The sequence below is a fragment of the Rhizobium bangladeshense genome, assembly GCF_017357245.1.
In the GTDB taxonomy this organism is placed as follows: domain Bacteria; phylum Pseudomonadota; class Alphaproteobacteria; order Rhizobiales; family Rhizobiaceae; genus Rhizobium; species Rhizobium bangladeshense.
Map to the genome: position 1 here is coordinate 3,529,458 of NZ_CP071612.1, position 25,543 is coordinate 3,555,000.

The 25,543-nt window shown below is 59.6% G+C and carries 19 protein-coding genes, 1 tRNA gene, 2 rRNA genes and 1 pseudogene (1 of these 23 running past the window's edge); 16 read left to right on the plus strand and 7 right to left on the minus strand.

The features are described from left to right. Positions 1-180 precede the first annotated feature (180 nt). Positions 181-1,200, plus strand: a pseudogene (locus J2J98_RS17115) (glycosyltransferase family 2 protein); the annotation flags it as partial. A 335-nt stretch (positions 1,201-1,535) separates the two neighbouring features. Here J2J98_RS17115 and J2J98_RS17120 read toward each other — a convergent pair. Next, positions 1,536-2,645 (minus strand): acyltransferase family protein, encoded by a 1,110-nt coding sequence (locus J2J98_RS17120; RefSeq protein WP_207603159.1) that lies wholly within the window; start codon positions 2,643-2,645, stop codon positions 1,536-1,538. A 249-nt stretch (positions 2,646-2,894) separates the two neighbouring features. On the opposite strand from J2J98_RS17120, the gene J2J98_RS17125 reads away from it, so the two are divergent. The 15 genes from J2J98_RS17125 to nuoG all read left to right on the plus strand — a co-directional run bounded on the left by J2J98_RS17125 (position 2,895) and on the right by nuoG (position 20,118). Beyond that, positions 2,895-5,213 (plus strand): membrane-bound PQQ-dependent dehydrogenase, glucose/quinate/shikimate family, encoded by a 2,319-nt coding sequence (locus tag J2J98_RS17125; protein ID WP_207601674.1) that lies wholly within the window; start codon positions 2,895-2,897, stop codon positions 5,211-5,213. 523 nt (positions 5,214-5,736) lie between these two features. Beyond that, the gene (locus J2J98_RS17130) at positions 5,737-6,237 is read left to right on the plus strand and encodes an NADH-quinone oxidoreductase subunit J (RefSeq protein ID WP_207601675.1); all 501 of its coding nucleotides are present in this window, start codon (positions 5,737-5,739) and stop codon (positions 6,235-6,237) included. Then, positions 6,237-6,539, plus strand: coding sequence for an NADH-quinone oxidoreductase subunit NuoK (gene nuoK / locus J2J98_RS17135; protein ID WP_064706062.1), 303 nt, complete (start codon positions 6,237-6,239; stop codon positions 6,537-6,539). The genes J2J98_RS17130 and nuoK overlap by 1 nt, the downstream gene beginning before the upstream one ends. A gap of 5 nt (positions 6,540-6,544) precedes the next feature. After that, positions 6,545-8,008 carry a monovalent cation/H+ antiporter subunit D family protein gene (locus J2J98_RS17140; RefSeq protein ID WP_207601676.1) on the plus strand — a complete coding sequence of 488 codons (1,464 nt, stop codon included), beginning with the start codon at positions 6,545-6,547 and terminating at the stop codon, positions 8,006-8,008. Next, positions 8,005-8,259 (plus strand): hypothetical protein, encoded by a 255-nt coding sequence (locus J2J98_RS17145; protein WP_064706064.1) that lies wholly within the window; start codon positions 8,005-8,007, stop codon positions 8,257-8,259. Before J2J98_RS17140 ends, J2J98_RS17145 begins: the two co-directional genes overlap by 4 nt. Further along, a complete protein-coding gene (locus J2J98_RS17150) occupies positions 8,252-10,027 on the plus strand; it encodes a Na(+)/H(+) antiporter subunit D (protein WP_207601677.1) in 1,776 nt (591 codons plus the stop codon). The genes J2J98_RS17145 and J2J98_RS17150 overlap by 8 nt, the downstream gene beginning before the upstream one ends. A gap of 8 nt (positions 10,028-10,035) precedes the next feature. Then, positions 10,036-11,511: an NADH-quinone oxidoreductase subunit M gene (locus J2J98_RS17155; protein ID WP_207601678.1), complete on the plus strand. Its 1,476-nt coding sequence runs from the start codon at positions 10,036-10,038 to the stop codon at positions 11,509-11,511. Continuing rightward, complete coding sequence (locus J2J98_RS17160; RefSeq protein WP_064711315.1) at positions 11,508-12,947, plus strand: NADH-quinone oxidoreductase subunit N; 1,440 nt, start codon at positions 11,508-11,510, stop codon at positions 12,945-12,947. Before J2J98_RS17155 ends, J2J98_RS17160 begins: the two co-directional genes overlap by 4 nt. Positions 12,948-13,075: 128 nt before the next feature. Then, on the plus strand, positions 13,076-13,441 hold the full coding sequence (locus J2J98_RS17165) for an NADH-quinone oxidoreductase subunit A (protein WP_064706068.1): 366 nt from the start codon (positions 13,076-13,078) through the stop codon (positions 13,439-13,441). Beyond that, positions 13,429-13,932 (plus strand): NADH-quinone oxidoreductase subunit NuoB, encoded by a 504-nt coding sequence (nuoB, locus tag J2J98_RS17170; protein ID WP_064706069.1) that lies wholly within the window; start codon positions 13,429-13,431, stop codon positions 13,930-13,932. Before J2J98_RS17165 ends, nuoB begins: the two co-directional genes overlap by 13 nt. After that, positions 13,929-14,465 carry an NADH-quinone oxidoreductase subunit C gene (locus J2J98_RS17175; protein ID WP_064706070.1) on the plus strand — a complete coding sequence of 179 codons (537 nt, stop codon included), beginning with the start codon at positions 13,929-13,931 and terminating at the stop codon, positions 14,463-14,465. Before nuoB ends, J2J98_RS17175 begins: the two co-directional genes overlap by 4 nt. A 29-nt stretch (positions 14,466-14,494) precedes the next feature. Further along, positions 14,495-15,709, plus strand: coding sequence for an NADH dehydrogenase (quinone) subunit D (gene nuoD / locus J2J98_RS17180; protein WP_207601679.1), 1,215 nt, complete (start codon positions 14,495-14,497; stop codon positions 15,707-15,709). A 16-nt stretch (positions 15,710-15,725) separates the two neighbouring features. Next, entirely contained in the window at positions 15,726-16,235 is a 510-nt protein-coding gene (nuoE, locus tag J2J98_RS17185; RefSeq protein WP_207601680.1) for an NADH-quinone oxidoreductase subunit NuoE, read from the plus strand. 4 nt (positions 16,236-16,239) lie between these two features. Continuing rightward, a complete protein-coding gene (nuoF, locus tag J2J98_RS17190) occupies positions 16,240-17,505 on the plus strand; it encodes an NADH-quinone oxidoreductase subunit NuoF (RefSeq protein ID WP_207601681.1) in 1,266 nt (421 codons plus the stop codon). Between the two features lie 33 nt (positions 17,506-17,538). After that, the gene (nuoG, locus tag J2J98_RS17195; protein ID WP_207601682.1) at positions 17,539-20,118 is read left to right on the plus strand and encodes an NADH-quinone oxidoreductase subunit NuoG; all 2,580 of its coding nucleotides are present in this window, start codon (positions 17,539-17,541) and stop codon (positions 20,116-20,118) included. Positions 20,119-20,192: 74 nt separating this feature from the next. Here nuoG and J2J98_RS17200 read toward each other — a convergent pair whose 3' ends face one another. The 6 genes from J2J98_RS17200 to J2J98_RS17225 form a co-directional block, all read right to left on the minus strand. Then, entirely contained in the window at positions 20,193-20,633 is a 441-nt protein-coding gene (locus tag J2J98_RS17200) for a CBS domain-containing protein (RefSeq protein WP_064706075.1), read from the minus strand. A 45-nt stretch (positions 20,634-20,678) separates the two neighbouring features. Next, on the minus strand, positions 20,679-21,245 hold the full coding sequence (locus J2J98_RS17205) for an NADH-quinone oxidoreductase subunit I (RefSeq protein WP_064706076.1): 567 nt from the start codon (positions 21,243-21,245) through the stop codon (positions 20,679-20,681). A gap of 10 nt (positions 21,246-21,255) precedes the next feature. Next, positions 21,256-22,257, minus strand: a complete 1,002-nt coding sequence (nuoH, locus tag J2J98_RS17210; protein ID WP_064706077.1) for an NADH-quinone oxidoreductase subunit NuoH — start codon at positions 22,255-22,257, stop codon at positions 21,256-21,258. A 538-nt stretch (positions 22,258-22,795) separates the two neighbouring features. Further along, positions 22,796-22,872: transfer RNA gene (locus J2J98_RS17215), tRNA-Met, on the minus strand. Between the two features lie 215 nt (positions 22,873-23,087). Next, positions 23,088-23,202 (minus strand): 5S ribosomal RNA (rrf, locus tag J2J98_RS17220). 232 nt (positions 23,203-23,434) lie between these two features. Beyond that, positions 23,435-25,543: ribosomal RNA gene (locus tag J2J98_RS17225) — 23S ribosomal RNA — on the minus strand; it runs 692 nt beyond the window's last position.

Here is a 25,543-nt window from a genome sequence, read left to right on the forward strand (position 1 = left end):
ATTGGTCCGCCCCGAAAATGAAGATTCGCGTTATGGAGTTCAGCCTGATCAGCCGGAAGAACTGCATCGTCGCTTCCCGCACCGCCGTGACCGCCACCCGGAATTTCGTCCGGCTCCGCGCGTCGCATTTCTCACCGCAAGCCTATTCATCCCAGAGATGAACAATGTTCAGGATAGAAAATGAGCTATCGGCCTTCCGTCGCTAGTATCTCGCATTACGCAAAAGCGCGCCTGCGCCGGTCGCTAAAGGCTCGGCAGGTCCACTACGACCTGTTGCGTAGTGCGCTCAGGCAGGCGCGCCACGTCGTCATTTGCGTCATCCGTGACGAGGGCCATCGGCTGGCATTTTTTCTGCAATATTATCGCGAACTAGGATTCGAGCACTTCATCTGCATCGACAACGGCTCGACGGACGGAACGGTTGAAATGCTGTCCAGCTTCGACGATGTCTCGCTTGTCTCGGCTCACGGCTCCTACAAGGCGGCAAGGTTCGGAAATGACTGGATCAATGAAGTCATCAACCGGCACTGTCGGGAGAAATGGGTCCTTTATGTCGATGCAGACGAGTTTCTGGTCTATCCGCATTGTGACTCCCGTCCGATCAATCAGTTGACAGCCTATATTGAATCCACCGGCGGCCATTCCCTCCGCTCGGTCATGATCGACATGTACAGCACGCGTCCGGTCTTGGAAAACATATGCGAGCCTGGCCGCAATCCGCTAGAGGTCTGCAATCTGTTCGATCGATCCGGCTATGTCGCACATTTCGACGAACGCAACTGGACGATATGGATCAAAGGCGGCGTTCGCGGACGCATCTATTTTCGCGACCGGCTTTGGGACGGGCCGGCGCTCAACAAGATCCCTCTCGTATATGTGACGGGTGAACGGCTGTTTCTCAAATCATCGCACCAAGTCTGGCCGCTCTGCCTGAATCTGGGCGACATGCGCGGCGCGCTTTGCGTATCCGGCGCCCTTCTCCACTTCAAATTCCTATCGACCTTCGTGCACAAAGTTGCTGATGCCGAGCACCTTTCTCAGCATACGGAAGAATACACCGTTTACTCCGCCGACAAGGGGATGGGTGACTTCGTCTGCGACGATACAGGCACCTACACAAGCTGGAAGGACTTGTCCGATCACGGGCTCATTCAAGGCGAAGGCTGGAAATATTGGAAGAATATCTCGGGGGACGAAATCGAGACTGTCCAGCAAAACATGCCTGGTTCAGCGCAGCGACGTCCGCAGAGAAGGCATGAAAATGGCTACGATCCTGCCTCCCTTGGATCGCCATCATCACCGAACCTAGAAGCCGCCGATATGGCTCTAACGGATTTTCCGCCGTTCCCCTCGAATTTAGGGGCAACCTAAATCGAGAGGCTCTGCTGCGCGTCGCACGGTATTGACTGCGTGAGGCAACATGCGATGGCGTAAGCATAGCATCAGTATCAAAGCTTAGGCGTTGTCAAGCGCACGGCGACGGTTCTTCGCCGGCCGGCTTCGAATTGCCGAGCTCTCGGATGGCGACCGGAAGCCTATTTCAGAACGGCGCCAGCCAACTCCCGTCTTGAACCGCGCTGCAGGTACAGATTCTCAAGCCAGGTCACCTGTTTCCTCAACCCCAACGCAGGCTTTTCGATAAATCGCCACGAGAAGGCGGCAAAACAAGTGACAATGATGCTGCAGACGATCCCATTCAGCCACCAGTTATGCGCCCAGGGTCCGAGCGCGACGAAGGCCTGCTGGATGGGATAGCCGTAGAGGAATACGCCGTAGGAATAGTCCGCCCCCTGAAGCAGTGCGAGCTTGCGGGGCGAGGTGAGGCCGAGAAAGACCGTTACATATCCAATAGCCGGAATGGCAATGAAATCTCCAAACGGGGTGAACCAGTAAGCCCACAATACGACGGCAACAGAAGCGATGAAGATGCGCACGTCCCACAGAATCTTGTCCTTGTAGAGATAGATGGTCACACCCACGAGGAAGGAGCCGATCAGTAGATTCCCCGACGCGGTCGTAGGCATGGATGCCCAGTTGCTTTCATGCTTCCAGTATCTTGCAAGCCCAAAACCCACGATCAACGCCGTCGTCGCGACAAGCGCAATCACGCGCCGCCTGACCACGCCGAGCAGGAAAAGCACGGCGATCGCGACGTAACATTCAAGCTCGAAAGGCACGGTCCAGAGCTGCCCATTCACCATCGCGGCGTCAGGATTGCTCAGGAACACCCCCGGAAGATTGAAGTGAATGTGCCCGGTGACGTTCAGCAGATATGTAAAAAACTTGGGGTCGGTGAAGTAGTTACTGAGGTCATACTCGGTATAGATCGCTCCCAGTATAAAAGCAGCCAGCAACACTTCCACTGCGAGAGCGGGGTAAATACGGATAAATCGATTGCCAAGAAAGGAGATCAATGTCTTCGACCGCACGAGACTGCCAGCAACCAGGAACCCGCTCAGCGCAAAGAACATCGGCAGCACAGACTTGATAAACGGACGCAGGGGCGTTTCCCACAAAAACAGATCATCTCCATAGGTGACGCGAGCCGTGTGTATCCAAAGCACCGAAAAGGCCAACAGCAATCGCATGTAATCGAATCCTGTCGGCCGCCCCTTCGCCAAATCAAGTTTTTCGCCGAGTACCATCTGTGCCCCTTTCGGAAGTTTTGACGCAATCGCAAATCGCAAGCTTTTGCCGCCGACCATCTCAAGCATCATTGCCGGCTCAGGGACACGTGTCAGTGACCACAGCTACATCAGGAATAATTTGAGGAGACTGCCCCTCTTCAGGACGAATACCTGACCATCGCTCCAATCGCCCCGTGCTGCCCGAGGCGACGCTCGATGGTCGGAGACGAATGCAGGCGCTCGGGTAGCGAATTGGATGAGGAGACGATGAAACATCTGGCCGCTCTATACTGTATCGTTCTCGCCTTTATCGGATTGGGCTTGACGGGAGGCGGCGCTTTGCTGCTCAGCCTCGGCGGCTCGCCCTATTACGCAATCACAGGAATTGCCTACTTTGTAGCCGCAGTTCTGCTATGGCGCCGGAAGCCACTGGGCGCACTCCTTATCCTGCTTGTCGCCGTTTTCACTCTCCCCTGGGCAATATGGGAGTCTGGCACCAATTTCTGGGCGCTCTTCGCACGCCTGATGTCCCCCACCGCGGTGGCGGGATTTGCGCTTCTCTTTGCACCAGCGCGGTTGCCGACCGCCAACCGAAAGCTCTTCCATGGCGGCGCCCTGCTTGCGGCCATTCTGTTTGCGGCGGGCTTCAGCCTTGCTTTCACGCCGCATGAGGTGATCCGCCCCTCCGTCGACATTCCTGCCTACAAGACTGCCAAAGGCGACAATTCGCCCTCCGACTGGACATCGTATGGCCGCAGCACTGCGGGAGATCGCTATTCCCCATTCGATCAGATCAATCGCGGCAATGTTGCCAGGCTCGATCTTGCCTGGACATATCGCACCGGGAGAGGCGACGGCGTCGATCAGAACACGCCTTTGCAGATCGGCGATACGATCTACACTTGCACACCGACGGATGTGATCGCAGCCCTTGATGCCGACACGGGAAAACCCCGCTGGACCTTCGATCCCAAGGCGTCGGCGCCCTATTGGCAGCGCTGCCGCGGCCTCGGCTATTATAAGATGCCGGAGGAAAACCGGTCGCCCGACGGCCTATGCAATGAGCGCCTGATACAGACGACGATCGATGCGCGCCTCATCGCAATCGACAGCAAGACCGGTGCACCGTGCACGGGCTTCGGTGACAACGGCACCGTTCAGCTCTCTCAGGGTATGGGTGAAATCAAGACGGGCTACTATTTCCAGACATCCGCTCCGCTGATTGCCCGTAACCTGATCGTCATCGGAGGCTGGGTGACCGACAACCAGGAGGTCGGCGAGCCTTCAGGCGTCATCCGCGCATTCAATGTGGTCACTGGAGAGCTCGAATGGGCATGGGATCTCGGCAATCCTGCGATCACCAAGCTTCCGCCGGATGGTGAGACCTATACGCGCGCTACGCCCAATATGTGGACGACAGCCGCCTTCGACGACAAGCTCGGCCTCATCTATGCTCCGCTCGGCAATACCACGCCGGATTATTACGGCGCCAATCGCCCGGCTTTCGCCGATCAGTATAACGCGACATTGGTGGCGCTCGATGTGACGACTGGCCGGGAGAAGTGGAAATTCCAGACCGTGCATCACGATATCTGGGACTATGATCTGCCGGCCCAACCGGTGCTGATCGACCTGCCGGACGACAATGGAGCCACAGTACCCGCTATCTTGCAGACCACCAAGCGTGGACAGCTTTTCCTGCTCAATCGCCAGACCGGCGTTCCCCTCGCCGAAGTTCAGGAGAAGCCGGTCCCGCAGACGGGAGGCGCGCCGGAAGAGAAACTGTCGCCGACGCAGCCTTATTCGGTCGGCATGCCAACGATCGGCGCGGAACGCGTGACGGAGCAGAGAGCCTGGGGGTTGACCATGTTCGATCAACTGGCCTGCCGCATCGCCTTTCGCAAGATGCGCTACGATGGCGATTTCACCCCCATTGGCACGCATCCTGCAATTCAGCAGCCGGGAAATCTGGGCGGCCTCAATTGGGGTAGCGTCTCGGTCGACCTGCCCAACAACCGCGTCTTCATGAACGATATCCGCGTACCCAGCATTTTCGCGCTCGTGCCGCGGGCCGATTACGTCGATTTCGCCCTCGTCACGACCGCGCACGGCCCCTCCGCCCCGCAGCGCGGCACGCCTTATGGCATGACGACCGAGAAATGGACGTCGAGACTGCGCATTCCCTGCACGCAACCGCCATGGGGCACGGTAACGGCATTGGATCTGAACACACGCAAAATCGCATGGCAGGTGCCGGCCGGGACTGCCGAACAGCTCGGACCATTCAAGATCAAGATGAAATTACCCATGTCGATGGGCTTGCCGACCTATGCTGGCACATCGGCGACTGCGGGCGGTATCGTCTTCTTTGCCGGTTTCCAGGACTATTACATCCGCGCCTATGACGCCGAGAACGGCAACGAGCTTTGGAAATATCCTCTGCCGGTCGGCTCGAGCGCGACGCCAATGACCTACGTCTCACCAAAGACAGGCAAACAATATGTTCTGGTCTCGGTTGGCGGAGCAGCAAATTCGACTGAAGTCGGCGACTATGTGCTCGCCTTTTCCCTGAAAGACGGGGATTAGTCGGCCGATCACACGAAGCCACATGACGCGACTTGGTCGTGCCAGGAGCGATCCCGGGCATCTCAAGCATGTGGCTGATCCGCTTGCGAAGACTGTCCCTTAAGATCCCCTGCGACGAGCTATTGCCAGCGCGGCTTAACGCCAAGCCCCTGGCGGGCTTTGGAGGGAGTTTTTGAGAATCGGTTGCGGGGCCTGATAGCAGAGAGACTTGCAACTTCGGCCGGAACAGCCGGTGTTATTTGGAAGAAATTTCCCGCTACGCCGTAACAAAACGTCAGTACCGAAACCGGCTAAGCCCCATTTGCCTATGGAACAGTAAAATCGGTACGACCCTGTCGAAAGCGCGCTTGGCAAGCGACCTTCGCCACATCCGGACCTACTCGATCTTACTCCGCCGATGACAATAATCTTGTGAAAAATCCGATATTAGGGCACGATTTATGAACGCAACGGAAGTTGCGGCGCAATCTTAAACCCGGCCGTCTCGGACCGAGTAACAGTTCGCGTCGGAGGGTCGGCGTCGATGGATGAGGGGTTCTTTCTTCTGTTCGCTACAGTGTCCGTGGCCACCGCTCTGACGATGGTCCTGGCGCGGAACCCGGTTCACAGCGCATTGGCGCTGATGGCGTGTTTTCTAAATATCTCGGCAATCTTCGTCTTGCTTGAGGCGCCATTGCTCGCAGTGATCCAGATCTTCGTCTACGTAGGCGCGATCATGGTCCTGTTCGTGTTCGTGATCATGATGATCGATGTGCGCGAAGCGGTGTTGCAGCGGTTCTTGCCAGGCGGCAACCTCCCGGCTCTGGTACTGCTCGTCCTGCTCGGGGTCGAGATGCTCGTACTGGTGCTCTGGAGCGACCGCTTTTCGGTCATGGAGCCCGTCGCGATGAGCGGCGGCGATGACGTCAGGCAGCTTGGCACAGCACTTTTCGCCGAATATCTCCTGCCGTTTGAAACTGCCTCCGTAATCCTGCTGGCGGCCTTGGTCGGCGCCATCATGCTCGCGCGGAAGGAGCAGGGGTGATGGTTCCGATCTGGTGGTATATAGTGCTCGGAGTGGTCCTGTTCGTGATCGGAGCGGCGGGCGTTCTGCTCAGGCGCAATATTCTCGTCGTACTGATGTCGCTGGAGCTGCTGCTCAACTCGGTCAACATCAATTTCATCGCTTTCGGGCGTTACCACGCCGATTTCCGCGGGCAGATCTTCGCGATCTTCGTCATTGCAATCACCGCGGCGGAAGTTGCCGTCGCCCTTGGTATTCTGGTTGCCCTCGTTCGGAACAAATCCACCCTCAAGATCGACGACGTGACGGTGATGAAAGGATAACGGCCTTGGACCCGGTTGTATCGATCCGGCCGTTGCTTGCCATCGCCGTCGCCGGTCTGGCGGCCCTTGCAGTTCTCCTTTTGAATAAGCGCAAGAGACTTCGCGATCTGGTCTCGCCATTGGCCGCGATCGCCATGTTCGCGATTGTCTTGTCGATGGCGCCCACGGTGCTGGCGGGCGGGACGGTCGAATTGCGCCTGTTCGAGTTTCTGCCGGGGATCGACTTTGCTCTCCGTGTCGATGCGCTCGGCATGGTGTTTGCCACCGTCTCGTCGCTGCTGTGGATCGTGGCGGCGATCTATTCCATCGGCTATATGCGGCATTTGAACGAGCATGCGCAGACCCGGTTCTTCGCCTGCTTCGCCAGCAGTCTTGCGGCCGCCGCCGGGGGCGCGTTCGCCGCCAATCTGTTTACGCTGGTGATCTTCTACGAAGTGCTCAGTCTAGTTACCTATCCGCTCGTCTACCACCACGAGGACGAGAAGGGATGGGGGGGCGGCCGCAAGTACCTCGTCTATCTGATGGGCGCCTCGAAAAGCGCGCTACTCGCCGCACTGGCGCTGACCTACCATATTGCGGGGTCGCTCGACTTTGTCGCGGGGGGGCTGCTGGCGGGGAGTGATGCCTCGGCGGCGCTGCTGACGGTCGTCTATTTCTGCTATCTTTTCGGCTTCGCCAAGGCCGCTGTAATGCCGATGCACGCCTGGCTGCCCGCCGCGATGGTCGCGCCGACACCGGTCAGCGCGCTTTTGCATGCAGTGGCAGTGGTCAAGATGGGCGTGTTCTGCGTGCTGCGAGTGGTGTTCCATGTCTTCGGCACAGGGCTGCTGGGTGGGCTGAGCCTGGGCATCGCCACGGCCTATCTGGCTTCGTTCACGATCCTGATGGCGTCGATTTACGCCCTGACGCGGGACGACCTGAAGGCCAGGCTCGCCTATTCGACGGTCAGCCAGCTCTCCTACATCGTGCTGGGCGCGGTTCTATTGTCGCCGGTCGCGATGGTCGGCGGGATCATCCACATCGCAGCGCACGCATTCTCAAAGATCACGCTCTTTTTTTGCGCCGGCTCGATCTATTGCGCGTCGGGCAAGCGAAACATCAGCGACATGGCCGGTATCGGCCGCAGGCTGCCCTGGACGATGGGGGCATTTTTCATCGCTTCGCTCAGCATGATCGGGATACCGCCGACCGCGGGCTTCGTCAGCAAGTGGTATCTGGCGGAGGGCGCCGTGGCGGCGGGAGAGACCACGTTCCTGGTCGTAATCCTTGTGAGCTCGGTCCTGAACGCCGCATATTTCCTGCCAGTCAGCTATGCCGCCTTCTTCCAGGCGGAGAGGCAGGAGAGCCGGACGACGGTCCGTGAAATTCCGCTGGTCACGATTCCGCTGGTCGCGACGGCGATCCTGTCGGTGCTGATGGGCATTTTCCCCGGCTATTTTCTCACCCTGGCAGACGGAGTGATCCGATGATCAAGCGTGTCGTCGACTTCTTTGGTGACGAGCAATATGCGAGGCCGCGCCGCCGACTGTTCTACCTCGTGCTCGTCCTGATCGTCGTCGCCGACTTTCTGGTCATCCGCGAACACGCCGAATATCTGTGGGACAGCCTGCCGGGCTGGTCGGCGGTCTACGGCTTCGTCTCCTGCGTCCTGCTTATCTTCGTTTCCAAGTTTCTCGGCCACCGGGTCGGGCTGATGCGGCGCGAGGACTATTATGACTGACTTCATCCATCCGGCTCTGCTCTTTATTCTTGGCGCCCTGCCGATCCCGTTCCTCAGCGGGTCGGTCCGCAAGGCCTATCTGCTTCTGATCCCTACACTGGCGATCCTGGCCGTGCTTGCGATGGAACCGGGCAGCTATGGCGAAGCGCGGTTCATTGGACAGGAGATCTTGATCGCGAAGGTGGACAAGCTCAGCATAGTCTTCGCCAGCGTTTTCACCATCATGGCGCTGATCGGAATGGTCTATGCGCTGCACCTGGCGGATGCCGGCCAGCACGTGGCGGCATTCGTCTATGTCGGCAGCGCGCTTGGTGTGGTGTTTGCCGGTGACTACCTGACCCTCTACCTGTTCTGGGAGGGCATGGCATTCGCTTCCGCCTATCTGGTCTTCGCGCAGCGTGGTGGGCCGGCGATCCGGGCCGGATTCCGCTACCTCATGGTCCATATCACGGGTGGCGTCATTCTGCTCGGCGGCATCATTTCCCACGGGCTCGCCACCGGTTCACTGCTTTTCGGCCCGATCGCGGGGGCCCTCACCAACGGAGGGATGGGGGTCGGCGACTACCTGATCCTCGCCGGCTTCATCCTCAACGCGGCCGTGCCGCCGCTCAATGCCTGGCTGACCGATGCCTACCCGGAGGCGACCGTCACCGGGGCGGTCTTCATGAGCGCGTTTACCACCAAGACCGCCGTCTATGTGCTGGCGCGTGCGTTTCCGGGGACCGAGCTCCTTGTCTGGCTTGGCACCATCATGGCGCTCTACGGCGTCATCTACGCAGTGCTGGAGAACGATTGCCGACGGCTTCTCGCCTATCACATCGTCAGCCAAGTGGGCTATATGATCGCGGGTATCGGCATCGGGACCGAGATGGCGGTGAACGGAGCCGCCAGCCACGCCTTCGCGCATATCCTCTACAAGGCGCTGCTGTTCATGGGTGCCGGTGCAGTCATCTACGTCACCGGGCGACGCAGGCTCACCGAGCTCGGCGGGCTTTACAAGACCATGCCGCTGACCGTGGCGCTTTACATGGTAGGCGCTTTCGCGATCTCGGCCTTCCCGTTCTTCTCGGGGTTCGTCACCAAATCGATGGTGATAGCGGCTGCAGGAGCGGATCACCGCGCACTGGTGGTGCTGGCGCTGACCATGGCATCGTCCGGGACGTTCCTGCACACTGGCCTCAAGCTTCCCTATTACATGTTCTTCGGAACGGACCGGAAACTGGAGGCGCGGGAGCCGCCGCGCAACATGCTGATTGCCATGGGCATGGCGGCGGTGCTCTGCATTGCGATCGGGGTGTTCCCTCAGCCGCTTTATGCGCTTCTGCCCTATCCGGTGGATTTCGAACCCTATACGGGTTCGCACGTCACGGAGAGCCTCGGGCTGCTGATGTTCACCGCGCTGGGGTTCGTGCTGTTCCTCTGGGCCCTCGATCCCGAGAACACGATCAGCCTCGACACCGACTGGTTTTACCGCAAGGGTGCGCGGGCCTTCATGTGGCTCGCCGAACGGCCGCTGGCGCGCTATGAGCAGGTGGTGAGCAATGTCTCCGAGACTGCGGCGCTGCCCTTGCTGCGCGGCGCGGCGCGGGCAGGACTCCGGCTCGATCTTGCCGGCGTGGATGCCGTCGTGAATGGCATTGCCCACTCGATCCTGTACGGCGGCGGGCGGCTCAGGCGGCTCCAGACGGGTGTCGTGACCCATTACGTGCTAGCGATGATCGTCGGTCTTATCGCAGCCACCGCCGTCTTCGTCGTGGCGTGGCGGTAGGGGGTGCCATGGGCTTCCCGCTGCTGAGCGTCATCATATTCACACCCGTTGTCGGGGCCGCGGTTCTGATGTTCCTGCGCGGTGACGATGCGATGCGGTGGACTGCGCTCTCTTTCACCATCCTCGACCTTGCTCTCTGCATCGCCATGCTGGTCGGCTTCGACACCACGACCCATGCCATGCAGTTCACCGAGACGCGCTCGTGGGTGCCCGCGCTCGGGATCAATTATGCGCTTGGCATCGACGGAATCAGCGCGCTCTTCGTGTTCCTTACCGCACTGTTGGGGTCGATCTGCGTGCTCGCCTCCTGGGTCGCGATCGACCGCAAGGTGAAGGAATTCATGATCTGCCTGCTCTTCATGCAGGCGCTGATGCTCGGGGTCTTCTGCGCGCTCGATCTGTTCCTCTTCTACGTCTTTTGGGAGGCGATGCTGATCCCGATGTACCTCATCATCGGTGTTTGGGGCGGCGAGGGTCGGGTCTATGCGGCGATCAAGTTTTTCCTCTACACGCTGGCGGGCAGCCTCCTGTTCCTGATCGGTGTCGTCGTGCTCTATTTCTACGGTGGCAGGACCTTCGATATCCTCGCTTTGACAGAGCAGGACTTGCCGTTCCGGATCCAGTCCTGGCTGTTCTTCGCGTTCCTAATCGCTTTTGCGGTCAAGGTGCCGATGGTGCCGCTCCATACCTGGCTACCGGACGCCCATGTGCAGGCGCCGACGGCGGGCAGCATTATCCTCGCCGGCGTGCTCCTGAAGATGGGCGCCTACGGATTCCTGCGGTTCTCGCTGCCTATGCTGCCGGAAGCATCGATGTATTATTCGACGCTGATGCTGGCGCTGTCGGTTCTTGCGATCGTCTATGGCGGGTTGCTCGCGCTGGCGCAAGACGATCTGAAAAAGCTGGTGGCCTATTCCAGCATCAGCCACATGGGCTTCGTGACGCTGGGAATCTTTGCGCTGAATCTCCGAGGGCTCGAGGGCGGCATCCTGCAGATGTTCAATCACGGCGTGACGACAGGCGCCTTATTCCTGTTCGTCGGGCTCATTTACGAGCGGACCCATACCCGCAGCATCGCCGACTATGGCGGATTGATGAAAGTGGCGCCAGTCTACACGACGTTTCTGGCACTGTTTACCCTGTCGTCGATGGCGCTGCCGGGAACGAATTCGTTCGTCGGCGAGTTGCTGGTGCTGTCAGGCGGGTTTGCGGCCAACATGGTCGCCGGCTCGGCCGCCGTTTTGGGCGCATTGCTCGGGGCTGCCTATCTGCTCGGCATGTACGGGAAAATCGCGCTCGGTCCGGCCGGCGTCGGTGCCCGGTTGACGATGAGCGACGTGAACGCACGTGAGATGGCTGCGATCCTGCCGCTGGCCGTCTTCGTGCTCTGGGTCGGGCTCTATCCGAAACCCTTTCTCAACGTCATCGATGCGTCGGTGAAGCATCTGCTGACACACGTGCACAGTAGGGGGAGCGGCCCATGACCGCCGCCGCGCTTTTCCAGTCGGCCCTGGCGAGCCTGCCCGAGATCGTGGTGATCACCGGCGCCTGCATCCTGCTGATCCTGGGACAGTTTGTGCGAAGGGGACAGGAACATCTCCTTGTCTGGGCGTCGGTCGCGATCGTATTGATTGCAGCCTTGGCGACACTCATGCTGGCAGGCGAGGTACGGCCGGCCTACACGGGCATGTTCATCACCGACCGCTTCGCGGTCTTCTTCAAGTTCGTTTTCTACCTGGCCACCGTTCTGACATTCCTCCTTTCGCGAAAATATGCCGATATCGAAGGGATCGGGAGCAGCGAATATTATGTCCTGCTGCTCTTTGCGCTTTCGGGCATGATGATCATGGCCTCGGCGACCGATCTCCTGTCGATCTATGTAGGCCTCGAACTGATGGTGATTTGCACCTATGTGCTGACCGGCTTTCTGCGGCTTGAGCGGCGGTCGAACGAAGCAGCGCTGAAATATGTAATCCTTGGCGCGGTCTCGACCGGGATTTTCCTTTACGGCGTTTCGCTGGTCTACGGGCTCACCGGCACAACGCATTTGGACGGGATGGCTGCGGCCGTGACTGGCGATCCGCTCGATCCAGGATTGTTGCTGGCGGTGGTCTTCATCGTCGCGGGGCTGGTCTTCAAGGTCGGCGCGGTTCCCTTCCACATGTGGCTGCCGGACGTCTATGAAGGCGCGCCAACGACGATCACCGCCTTCATGTCGGTAGGCCCCAAGGCGGCGGGGTTCGCGGTGATCCTGCGGGTGTTCCTCAACCCTCTGGTCGCAGCCTCGGACGTCTGGATCATCGTTGCCGTCATTGCGGTGGTGACGACGGCGCTCGGCAGCTTCGTGGCGCTGGTGCAGGACAATTTCAAGCGTCTCCTGGCCTATTCCAGCATCGCCCATGCCGGCTTCGCCATTTTCGGCGTGGCCGCTGGCGGCGCCGATGGGATCGCTAGCGTAATGCTCTATCTGCTGATCTACGCCATCATGAATCTCGGCATTTTCGGCGCCGTCATCATGATGCGAAACGGCGATTTCTCGGGCGAGGTCATCGAAGACTATGCGGGTTTCGCCAAGTCACATCCCGGGCTGGCGCTTCTGATGCTGCTCTATCTCTTCTCGCTGGCCGGCATTCCGCCGACCGCCGGGTTCTTCGCCAAGTTTTACGTGCTGGTCGCCCTCGTCGAGCATGGTTTCGTCATACTGGCGATAATCGCCGTGCTGCTCAGCGCCGTCGCTGCTTATTTCTACATCCGCATCGTCATGGTGATCTACATGCGCGAGCCGAAGAGGGCGTTCGCTCCGGCGCTGACGCCTCTGGTGGGCGCGACACTCGCCGTCACCGCCGCCGGTACCATCGGCATCGGCCTATTTCCGTCGTGGTTCCTGAAGCTTGCTCAAGATTCGGTCCTTGGCGGGTGAGCGATTGGATTTGCAATGATCACACCGACGGAATAGACTTGGAGGCAGAGAAAGGATTGCCCAGTCGCGCCGTGGCGTGATCGACTTACCCGTTCGGGATGAGGTCGGTGGGCAACCGGTGCAGTGATATGACTGCAATGGAGTTCTTGCCGGTTCTTTTCATGATCGCCGGAGTCGTTCTGGTGGCGGGCGTGACGTTGTTCGTTTCCTCGCTGCTGCGCCCGTCCAATCCCTATCCCGCCAAGAACATGCCTTATGAATGCGGCATGGACGCAGCGGGCGAGGCGGCGGCGGGCCGCTTCAGGGTGCCGTTCTTTATCCTCGCGATCCTGCTGGTCGTTTTCGACGTCGAAGCGATGTTCCTCTTTCCCTGGGCCGTCGTCCTGAAAGAGATCGGGCTGGTCGGCTATATCGAGATGTTTATCTTCATATTGCTGCTTCTCGTGGGCTTCGCCTACGCCTGGCTGAAAGGAGCGCTGGAATGGGAGCGGTAAACAACGCGATCCGCGACAGCGTACTTTTCACCACGGCCGACAGCATCATTAGTTGGAGCCGGAGATCGGCGCTATGGCCGGAGACCTTCGGCATTGCCTGCTGCGCCATCGAGATGATCTCAGCCGGTTGCGCCCGCTACGATCTCGACCGGTTCGGCGTGGTGTTCCGCCCTTCGCCGAGACAATCCGACGTTATGATCATCGCCGGCACGGTGACCCGGAAATTCGCGCCCGTCGTGCGGCGACTCTATGACCAGATGCCGGAACCGCGCTGGGTGATCGCCATGGGCACCTGCGCTATTTCGGGCGGGGTCTACAACACCTATGCCGTGGTGCAGGGATCGGAAACCTTCGTGCCCGTCGATGTGCATGTGCCTGGCTGTCCCCCCCGGCCCGAGGCGCTGATGCACGGCTTCCTTCTGCTTCAAGAAAAGATCAAGAGGTCCCGGGCGCTCGCGGGCACACCTCTGGATCGGGTTATAGCGTCATGAGTGTGGAGCCGTCCCTCAATCGCGCTCTGATCATGGAGCGCTTCGGAGATACGATCGAGGACCTCGGCACAGCGCACGGTATCGACGCTTTTGCCGTTCCGCCCGAGAGGATCGTCGAGTTCTGCCGGCTCCTGAAAGAGCATCCGGCGCTGCAATTCAATTTCCTCTCGGACATTTGCGGCGTCGATCATTATCCCGCAACGCCGCGGTTCGAGGCGGTCTACCATCTCTGTTCGCTGCCCAACAGGTGGCGGGTCCGCATCAAGTGCCGACTTGGCGATCCTCCTGAGGTGCCTTCGGTCGCGGGAGTCTGGCGTACCGCAAACTGGCATGAGCGTGAGGCCTGGGACATGTATGGTATCCGGTTCGAGGGACATCCCGATCTGCGCCGGATCTACATGTGGGAAGGCTTCGACGGCTTCCCACAGCGCAAGGATTTCCCCCTCAGGGGCTATAAGGACAAGTTGAACCCCTTCGGTGCCGAGGGTCCGCCGCCAACGCAGCCCGACCTTGCCACCAGGGACATTCCGTAAGGGAGGCCGTTCTACGCCGGAACGTTGAGATGACTGAAGTCACCGAGCTCAGGAGGCCCGAGGGTGAAGCGCTCAATACCAGGGAAGTGCTTCTCAACCTCGGTCCGCAGCACCCCAGCACCCATGGTGTTCTTCGGCTCGTCCTCGAACTCGACGGCGAGTTCGTCGAGCGCGTCGATCCGCATATCGGCTATCTCCATCGCGGCACCGAAAAACTGGCGGAGAGCTTCACCTATACCCAGATTTTCCCGCTGACGGATCGGCTCGACTATCTCTGTCCGCCCTCGAACAACCTCGCCTTCGCGCTGGCGGTGGAGAAACTCCTCGGCATAGAAGCGCCGATCCGAGCGCAATATATCCGCGTGATGATGGCCGAGCTGGCACGGATCTCCGGTCACCTCCTGATCACCGGCGCGCTGCCGATGGATCTCGGCGCCATGACCGCGCTGCTTTACGTCATGCGCGAGCGCGAAATGATCATGGATCTCCTGGAAATGATCACCGGTGCGCGCATGCACACGTCCTTCTGCCGGGTCGGCGGGGTGCGCGAGGACCTGCCTGACGGGTTCTTCCCCAAGGTCCGGGAGTTTTGCGACATCTTCCCGAACCGGATCCGCGACTATGAGCGACTGCTCGAAGATAACCGGGTGTTTCTCGATCGCACGAAGGGGATCGGCGTGATCTCCGCAGAGGATGGCATCGATCTCGGCCTCAGCGGTCCGAACCTGCGTGCTTCCGGTGTCGACTGGGACATCCGCCGCGACGAGCCCTACGAGATCTATGACCGGCTCGCGTTCAACGTCATCACCCGTGACGAGGGCGATTGCTATGCACGCTGGCGATGCCGCGTCGATGAGATGCGCGAGAGCATAAGGATCCTCGAACAATGCATCGACCAGATGCCTGAGGGGCCGTTCCAGATCGACATGCCGACAATCGCCTTCCCGCTGGAAAAGGATCGGGTGCACTGCTCGATGGAGGCGCTGATCCAGCATTTCGACCTGTCGGCCTACGGCTTCAAGGTGCCGAAGGGCGAGGTCTATTCGGCAATCGAGGCGCCAAAGGGCGAGCTTGGCTTCTACATCATCAGCGACGGGTCGCCAAAACCGTTCCGCATGAAGGTGCGGGCCCCCTCGTTCGTCAATCTCCAGGCCCTCTTCGGGGTCACCAACGCCCGCTATCTGGCGGACATGATCGCCGTGCTCGGCAGCCTCGACCCTGTGATGGCGGAGGTGGACAAGTAGCAAGGATTTGAATGCGATGACCATGCGTGAAAAGATCGAAGAGGCGGCGGCGCGGTATCCCGACCAGCGCTCTGCGATCATGCCCGCGCTCCTGATCGCGCAGCAAGAACATGGCTATCTGCCCGGACCAGTATTGGAAGAGGTCGCCGACATCCTCGGAATCGAGCGGATCTGGGTCTACGAGTTGGCGACTTTCTACACACTCTTCCATACCGAACCGGTGGGGATGTTCCACCTGCAACTCTGCGACAATGTTTCCTGCATGCTGTGCGGATCAGAGGACCTGCTGGACCATCTGGAAACGGTGCTGGAGATCAGGAAAGGCGACACCACCCCGGACGGGCTGTTCACCCTTTCGACTGTCGAATGCCTCGGCGCCTGCGAGATGGCTCCGGTGATGCAAGTCGGCGACGATTACCATGCCCACCTTGATGTGACGCGGATAAACGCACTGCTGGACCGTCTGCGGGCGATAGCGGGAGCCGCGAGCGTCGAGCGCGCCTCTGCGCGGGTGCCTTGGGAGTAGCGCCATGTTCGAGCCGGTTCTTCTCAAAAATATCGATGTGGCGGACAGTCATTTGGTGTCGACCTACGAGGCAGGCGGCGGCTACCAGGCGCTGGCGAAGGCGTTGCGCGAATACACGCCTGACGAGGTTATCGACCTCGTCAAACGGTCCAACCTGCGCGGTCGCGGCGGTGCCGGATTCCCAACGGGCATGAAATGGGGTTTCGTGCCGAAGCGCGCGGGCAAGCCGACATACCTATGTTGCAACGCCGATGAGGGCGAGCCGGGTACGTTCAAGGACCGGATCATCACGGAGCGCGACCCGCATCAACTGATCGAGGGGCTGGCGGTAAGTGCCTACGCGATCGGAGCCGAAACCGCCTATGTCTATATTCGCGGAGAATATGTGACGGCGATCCGTCGTCTGGAGCAGGCGATCGCCGAGGCCCACGCGCAGGGCTATCTCGGAAAGCGCATTCTCGGCTCGGATTTCAATTTCGCGGTACACATCCACTGCGGCGCCGGCGCCTATATCTGCGGCGAGGAGACCGCTATGCTCGAGTCGCTCGAGGGCAAGCGGGCGCAGCCGCGATTGAAGCCACCTTTTCCGGCCGTGGCCGGGCTCTATGCCAGCCCGACTGTGATCAACAATGTCGAGACGCTGGCCTGCGTGCCGCACATCGTTATGCGGGGGTCGGACTGGTTTCGGGGAATCGGCCCGGACAAGAGCCCCGGCCCGAAGCTCTACTGCCTCAGTGGGCAGGTGCGCAAACCCGGCCTCTACGAGTTGCCGATGGGCATACCGCTGCGCGAGCTGGTCGAGGAACATGCCGGCGGGGCCTTGCCGGGACGCAAGATCAAGGCAGTGATCCCGGGTGGGGTCTCAGCGCCGGTCATCCCTGAGCACGGGCTGGAGGTGAGGATGGATTTTGACTCGCTGGCTGCCGCCGGCTCGATGCTCGGTTCGGCTGGCGTTATCGTGATCGACGATCGCACCTGCATGGTCAAGGTGGCCACCAGGATCGTCGAGTTCTTCCACCATGAGTCCTGCGGCAAGTGCACGCCCTGCCGGGAAGGATTGAACTGGGTCGTGAAGGTCCTGCGCCGGGTTGAAGGCGGGGACGGCGCACCCGGCGATCTGGATCAGCTGGAGATGCTCTGCAAGGGCATTTTCGGCAATACGTTTTGTGCCTTGGGTGACGGTGCCGCTATGGGCTTGCGGGCAGCACTCGCGCATTTCCGAGATGAATTCGTCGCCCATATCGAGGAGCGGAGGTGCCCGTTTCACTGAAGGAGTGTGCTGGATCAGGGTTGTGAGGAAACCATGCTTAAAGTCACGATCGATGGACAAATGCTGGAAGTTGAGGCTGGCTCGACAGTGTTGCAGGCCGCCCGACGTTTGGACATCGATATCCCGACCTTTTGCTATCTGAAGCGTCTGCCGCCGCTGGCCTCCTGCCGCATGTGTCTGGTGGAGATCGAGGGCCTGCGGCGGCTGCAGCCGTCCTGTGCTACTGCGGTCACCGATGGAATGGTCGTGCGGACGAATACGCCTCTGATCGAGGAAACGCGCTCTTCCATGCTCGACATGCTGCTCGCCAACCACCCCCTCGACTGCCCGATCTGCGACAAGGGCGGCGAATGCGAGCTTCAGAACATGGTGATGGCCTACGGGCCCCGAGAAAGCCAGTTCCGCGATGACAAACGTGTGTTCCACTCCGAGGACATTCGCCTGAGCCCGGTTATCATCATGAACGTCAACCGCTGCATCCAGTGCCAGCGCTGCGTCCGGATGTGCGAGGAGGTCGTCGGCGCGGTGGCGCTGGGCACCGTCGAAAAAGGCATGGATACCGCCGTCACCGGCTTCGAGGGCAGTCTGGCGAGTTGCGACCAGTGCGGCAATTGCGTCGAGGTCTGTCCGGTCGGCGCGCTGATGAGCTTCCCCTACCGCTACAAGGCGCGCCCCTGGGATCTCGTAGAGACCGACACGATCTGCCCGCATTGTGGCACCGGGTGCCAGCTGACAGTGGGCACGCGCAAGGGCGAGTTCATGCGGGTGCGCTCGAAGTGGGACGAAGGCGTCAACCATGAAACTCTCTGCGTGCGAGGACGCTTCGGCCTCGATTTCGTCGCAAGCCGCGACCGAATCAAGCAGCCAATGATCCGTAAGAATGGAGCCCTGGTTCCGGTTTCCTGGGACGAAGCGGGGGACTATCTGCGCCGGCGACTATTGGCTGTCGAGAGCAAGAATGCCGGCGGGCTGGCCTCGCCTCGCCTGCCCAACGAGGTGCTTTATCAGTTCCAGAAGCTGATGCGAACAGTATTCCGGACCAACAACATTGATTGTTCGTCACGCTGGGCCGCGCCCTTCGATACGCTTGGCACGCTATTGGGAACTTTTTACAGCCGTACACCGCTGGACGACGTAATCTGCAACGACTGCGTGCTCATCGTCGGCAGCAACGTGAGCGAGGAGAATCCCGTCACCGAATACCTGCTGCGAGACGCCGTGCGGCGGCGGCAGGCCGGATTGCTGATGCTTTCGGCGCGGCCCTCGCGCCTGGACGCCGATGCCAGGGTGGTGGTTCGCGTGCCGCCGGGCGGAGAAGAGGCGAGCCTTGCGGCGGTGGTAACCGCGCTCATGGCGGCCGCCGGTCAGACCTTGCCGGGCGACGCATTTGCAGACATCGGTGCGACGATCGGCAGGCCGGCAGCGGGCACCGGCAGCAACGGGCCGGATCGTCTGGCGATCGCGCTCAAGGAAGGCCGTAGCGTCACGGTGCTTGTCAGCGTGGACCTCCTGAGATCGCCCGGAGCGCGCGCGACGCTGCTGCAGCTCAACAACCTGCTGCAGGTTCTGCGCCTGCTAGGCAAGGGCCCGGCGATGCAGTTTCTCTTCGACCGCGCCAACCAGATGGGCGCCTGGGACATGGGGGTCCTGCCGGCGGCTCTGCCGGGGCTGCGGGCGGTCGCCGATGACGCGGCGCGCGCAGCTCTTGCACGAAACTGGGGCGCCCAAATCCCGTCTGAACCCGGCGCGAATCTCGACGCCATGCTGGAGCTCTGCGTCGGTGGCCGGATGGGCACGCTCTACATCGTTGGAACCGACCCTCTGGTCGCCTATCCCGACCGGGACTTTGTGACGCGGGCGCTTGGCACAGCTGATCTCCTGATCGTGCAGGACGCGTTCCTCACGGATACGGCGGGCATGGCCGAGGTCGTCTTGCCCGCGGCGGGCTATGGCGAGGAATCCGGAACGTTCACCAACAACGAGGGCCGGATCCAGAATGTTCGCAAATTCCGTGAGCCCGTTTTCGAGGCGCGAGGCAATCTGGCGATTATCGACTTCGTCGCGGCGCTACGCAACCAGGCGCTGCGGCCATCGACGCAAGGCGAAATTTTCAACGAGATTGCCCGGCTCGTTCCGGCCTATCAAGGGTTGACGCAGGACGGACTTGGCGCCGACGGCGCATTCACCAGGGCGGTGCCAACATTATCGGCTGGCGTGTTCCTTGCGCCGCCATCCGTTCCAACAGCAGCCGACCGGCTCATGCTGATCACCGGCGACTGCCTGTTCCACAACGGATATCTTTCCGAACGGTCGGACATGCTGAACACGGTCGCCAACGATCCCTATGTCGCAATGAGCGCGCAGGATGCTGCGGAGCTTGGCTTTTCGGATGGCGATCAGGTAACCGTGCGTTCCGGCCAGGGCGAACTGACAGCGCAGCTCAAGGTCGACAGGCGGTTTCCCAAGGGTCTCGTCTTCGTTCCGGAAAACTATAGAGCCTTGCGTCTCAACAGCCTACTGCGTCGGGGCGAATATCCATGCGCGGTGGAAGTCCAGAAGGCGCATGCCACTCTTGACGTCGACCACCCAGGCCGGATCTGGCGCGGGGTTTGAAGAGTTGGGATCGGCACCGCAAGGCTCCGCGGGCAAGCTGCCCACCCCAGCGTCATCACATCGAGTTGGCGGTGTCAGTGATACCTGGCCCCGCATATGTAATCCTGCAGCTCCTGCTCTGTACGCTGCGCTTCGTCGAGCCGGTGCTTAACCACATCTCCGATGCTGACCACGCCGACAACGTTGCCTCCATCCGTGACCAACACATGGCGCGTACGCCGCTGGGTCATGATCCCCATCGCAATGGGCAGCAAATCTTGTGTCGAGCACGTCGCCACGTTGCGGTTCATGATGTCCGCGACCCGCATCGCCGCCGCCGCGGCCCCGTATTCCGCCATCGCATTGCAGCAATCCCGCTCCGACAGTGTACCGAGGTATTTGCTGTTTGAGCGGCTCACGACGACGAAGCCGATATTGTTGTCTCGAAACAACCTCAGTACCTCCACCATCGTCTGATCGGGGGCGACTGCGATGACACCGACACCCTTGTTCTTCATGATTTCACCGACAAACATCTGAGCCTCCTGTTTGAGCGCTTCGGTTTGATGGCTGGCGCGCGTTCATGTTCGCCGGATATTCCGCCACCAGTTGTAGCCCTGCGTCTCTTTCGTCTCGACAAGTACGTCCTTCTTCGTATTCAGGCGCGCGGCAACCACGCCGCCGCCGGTTGCCGCCTTACCCGGCTTGGCGAGCAGATCGTCGCGCCCGATCACCAGGTCCGCGGAAGAAAAACTGGAAAATTCGTATTGTTGCCCGAGCGCGATTGCATCCGCCGGGCAGGCGTCCTCGCACAACCCGCAGAACAGGCAGCGTGCTGTGTCGATTTCAAATTTCGCCGGGTGCCGGTTGCCCTTCTCGTCCTCGTACGGGACGACTTCAATGCAGTCGCAGGGACAGATCCGCGCGCAGAGTTCGCAGGCCACGCACTTGATCTCGCCCTCCTCATCACGCTTCAGAAAGTGATGCCCGCGGTAACGCGAGTAGGGCAACCATTTTTCGTTGTCGGGATACTGCATGGTCACGGATTTGGCGAACAGATATCCCAAGGTCAGAGCCAAGGCATTCGCCAGATCGGCGAAGAACGCCCAGCCAATCCATGTTCCAACTCTGTCCTGCGCGCGCGACATCGCCGCCTCGCTATGGAGCCGTTAAGGCCCCTAAAAGTACGCCAGTTATAATTATGTTCGCCATCGACAGAGGAAGCAAGACTTTCCATCCGATCGCCATCAACTGGTCGTAGCGGTAGCGGGGGAAAGTGAAGCGGAACCAGATGAACACATAGACGAAGAACGCGACCTTGAGAGCAAACCACAGGAGCGGTGGCAAGGGAATCAGAACGCCGTTCCAGCCGCCGAAGAACAGGATCACCATCAAGACCGACAGAAGCAATACGATGGCATATTCGCTGACCATAAAAAAGGCAAAGCGGATACCGCTGTATTCGGTATGGAACCCGGCCCCTAGATCGCCTTCCGCTTCCGCGAGGTCGAAGGGAATGCGCTGCGCTTCGGCCAATCCGGCGACGAAGAACACGAAGAATCCGACCGGTTGGTAGACGATGTTCCAAACATCGGCCTGCGCCCGCACGATCTCGAGAAGGCTCATGGATTGCGCCAGCATGACCACGCCGATGACCGCGAACCCCATCGGGATTTCGTAGCTGATCATCTGCGCGCAGGTTCTGAGGCTGCCCAGGACAGCGTATTTGCTGTTCGAGGCCCAGCCGCCGAAGATGACGCCATAAACCTCGATCCCGATCACCGAGAAAACGAAAAGGAGCGCCACATTCATGTTGGAGACGTAGAGCGTGATCCCGTGGCCGAGGACCGAGACAGTTTCGCCGAAGGGGATCGCGACGAACACCACAAACGGCGGGACGAGGGCCAGGATCGGCGCCAGTTTGAACAGGAACCGGTCGGCCTCGCCCGGTATGTGATCCTCTTTCGTCAGGAGCTTGATTCCGTCCGCAAGCGGCTGCAACAGCCCGTGCCATCCCACGCGCATCGGCCCCATCCGCTGTTGCATGTGCCCGGCGACCTTGCGTTCCAGCCAGGTGAGCGGCAAGGGTAGCAACAGCAGGATCGCAATCAGGAATGCGACCTTCAAGACGATCAGGCCAAGGGCGACGATAAGTTCCATGATCCGGGCTACTTATTCATCGGGTTGAAGCGCGCGACCGGGCTTTGGCTCCGGCTCTACAATGAGCACTGCGCGCACTTGTCAGGCTACATGGTACAACGGCGACGCACCTCATACAATGCCGTCGCCGTTATGCCCTCGCTGGGCATGATGCGTTCGGGCAGGAAGTTTCAAGAAGAGTAGTTCGCCGTGCAAGATGAAGGCTGCGCGTTTTCGCCGGTGCACACCGGCCATATTGCGTATCAAAGACCGCAGAGGCTCTCATCGCGCCGGATGAAAGGTCCGTGGCAGGTCAGCTGGCGTCATCCGAGGAGTTGAACACCCTGCAGAAACGCAAAAGCTCCTCGAGGTTTATGTCGAGGAGCTTTCTGTCAAGCGACTTGCGTCGGTAACTTTGCAAGTTGATTGGTTGCGGTGGAGGATTTGAGGGTTTTTCTGTCCCGCGGCGTCGGCTTTGCCTCCTTGCGGGCCCCTGATGAGGCGTTAAATCCTCGACCCGTTACCAAACAAAAAGCCCGCTCGAGGCGGGCATTTTGTTTGGTTGCGGGGGCAGGATTTGAACCTGCGGCCTTCAGGTTATGAGCCTGACGAGCTACCGGGCTGCTCCACCCCGCGATATACCATTCCGGACTTTGGGCCCGGGAGCGATGTCAGGCGTAGCCTGACGATGTGAGGCCGTTAAGAGATCGATCCGGTGGATCGATCTTAGGCCGAACGGGCTGCTCCACCCCGCGAGAAGTATTATAACACGAAAGGCCGCTTTGTGAGCGGCCCTTTGCGACGGCGTTGGCCGTTTGAATGTGATGAGAAGATTTAGTTGCGATTTGCAGACCTGGCAGCGACCTACTCTCCCGCGTCTTGAGACGAAGTACCATGGGCGCAGGGGCGTTTCACGGCCGTGTTCGGAAAGGGAACGGGTGCAGCCACCCCGCCATAACCACCAGGTCGGCAAAGCGCAACTTTTGATGAGAAGCTGGCAGGCGTTAGCCTGTTTCTTTTGAACACGTCTTTAATCTTTCCGGCTGCGGGTGCTTGTGGCACCCATACAGGCCAGAGGCCGTCGCCAATCGTTTGGCGTGGCCATCCGCAGCGCCAATGGCGCGTCAGGACAAAGGTCAGGCACATCGAACCGGACGACCGCTTTGCGGTCGCCGGGAGATGAGCATGGTCAATGAGAACGATCAAGCCGATCGAGCTATTAGTACCGGTAAGCTTCATGCGTTGCCGCACTTCCACACCCGGCCTATCAACGTGGTCGTCTTCCACGGCTCTGATAGGGAACACTCGTTTTCAGGTGGGTTTCCCGCTTAGATGCCTTCAGCGGTTATCCCGTCCATATATAGCTACCCTGCTATGCCCTTGGCAGGACAACAGGTCCACCAGAGATATGTCCATCCCGGTCCTCTCGTACTAGGGACAGATCCTGTCAATATTCCTACACCCACGGCAGATAGGGACCGAACTGTCTCACGACGTTCTGAACCCAGCTCACGTACCGCTTTAATTGGCGAACAGCCAAACCCTTGGGACCTGCTCCAGCCCCAGGATGCGATGAGCCGACATCGAGGTGCCAAACAACCCCGTCGATATGGACTCTTGGGGGTCATCAGCCTGTTATCCCCGGCGTACCTTTTATCCGTTGAGCGATGGCCCTTCCACGCGGGACCACCGGATCACTATGACCGACTTTCGTCTCTGCTCGACTTGTCAGTCTCGCAGTCAGGCGGGCTTATGCCATTGCACTCGACGACCGATTTCCGACCGGTCTGAGCCCACCATCGCGCGCCTCCGTTACTCTTTCGGAGGCGACCGCCCCAGTCAAACTACCCACCATACACTGTCCCGGACCCGGATGACGGGCCGCGGTTAGACATCCATGACGATAAGGGTGGTATTTCAAGGATGGCTCCACGGAAACTGGCGTCCCCGCTTCAAAGCCTACCACCTATCCTACACATGCCGACACGAATGCCAGTGTAAAGCTATAGTAAAGGTGCACGGGGTCTTTCCGTCTGACCGCAGGAACCCCGCATCTTCACGGGGAATTCAATTTCACTGAGTCTATGTTGGAGACAGCGGGGAAGTCGTTACGCCATTCGTGCAGGTCGGAACTTACCCGACAAGGAATTTCGCTACCTTAGGACCGTTATAGTTACGGCCGCCGTTTACTGGGGCTTCGATTCAAAGCTTGCACCTCTCCTCTTAACCTTCCAGCACCGGGCAGGCGTCAGACCCTATACGTCGTCTTGCGACTTCGCAGAGCCCTGTGTTTTTGATAAACAGTCGCTACCCCCTGGTCTGTGCCACCCCAAAATACTTGCGTAAATTGGGGTCACGCTTCTTCCGAAGTTACGCGTGCAATTTGCCGAGTTCCTTCAACATAGTTCTCTCAAGCGCCTTGGTATACTCTACCTGACCACCTGTGTCGGTTTCGGGTACGGTCTATACGGTGGAGCTATTTCCTGGAACCGCGTCCCGGCCCAGACAATCCAATAAGTCTGAACCAGTTGAGCAATCCGTCACTTCCACCAGGCCCACGAATATTAACGTGGTTCCCATCGACTACGCGTGTCCGCCTCGTCTTAGGGGCCGGCTAACCCTGCTCAGATTAACTTTAAGCAGGAACCCTTGGTCTTTCGGCGAGAGGGTCTCTCACCCTCTTTATCGTTACTCATGTCAACATTCGCACTTCCGATACCTCCAGGAGCCCTCACGGGTCTCCCTTCATCAGCTTACGGAACGCTCCGCTACCACGTGTATTGCTACACATCCTCAGCTTCGGTGCATGGCTTCAGCCCCGTTACATTTTCGGCGCAAAGACCCTTATTTAGACCAGTGAGCTGTTACGCTTTCTTTAAATGATGGCTGCTTCTAAGCCAACATCCTGGTTGTTTTGGGATCCTCACATCCTTTCCCACTTAGCCATGACTTGGGGACCTTAGCTGGAGGTTAGGGTTGTTGCCCTTTTCACGACGGACGTTAGCACCCGCCGTGTGTCTGCCGAGTAGTACTCCCCGGTATTCGGAGTTTGGTTAGGATCAGTAAGACGGTGAGTCCCCATAGCCCATCCAGTGCTCTACCCCCGGGGGTATTCGCTCGACGCTCTACCTAAATAGATTTCGCGGAGAACCAGCTATTTCCGAGTTTGATTGGCCTTTCACCCCTAGCCACAAGTCATCCCAATCTATTGCAACAGATGCGGGTTCGGTCCTCCAGTTGGTGTTACCCAACCTTCAACCTGCTCATGGCTAGATCACTCGGTTTCGGGTCTAATGCAACAAACTAT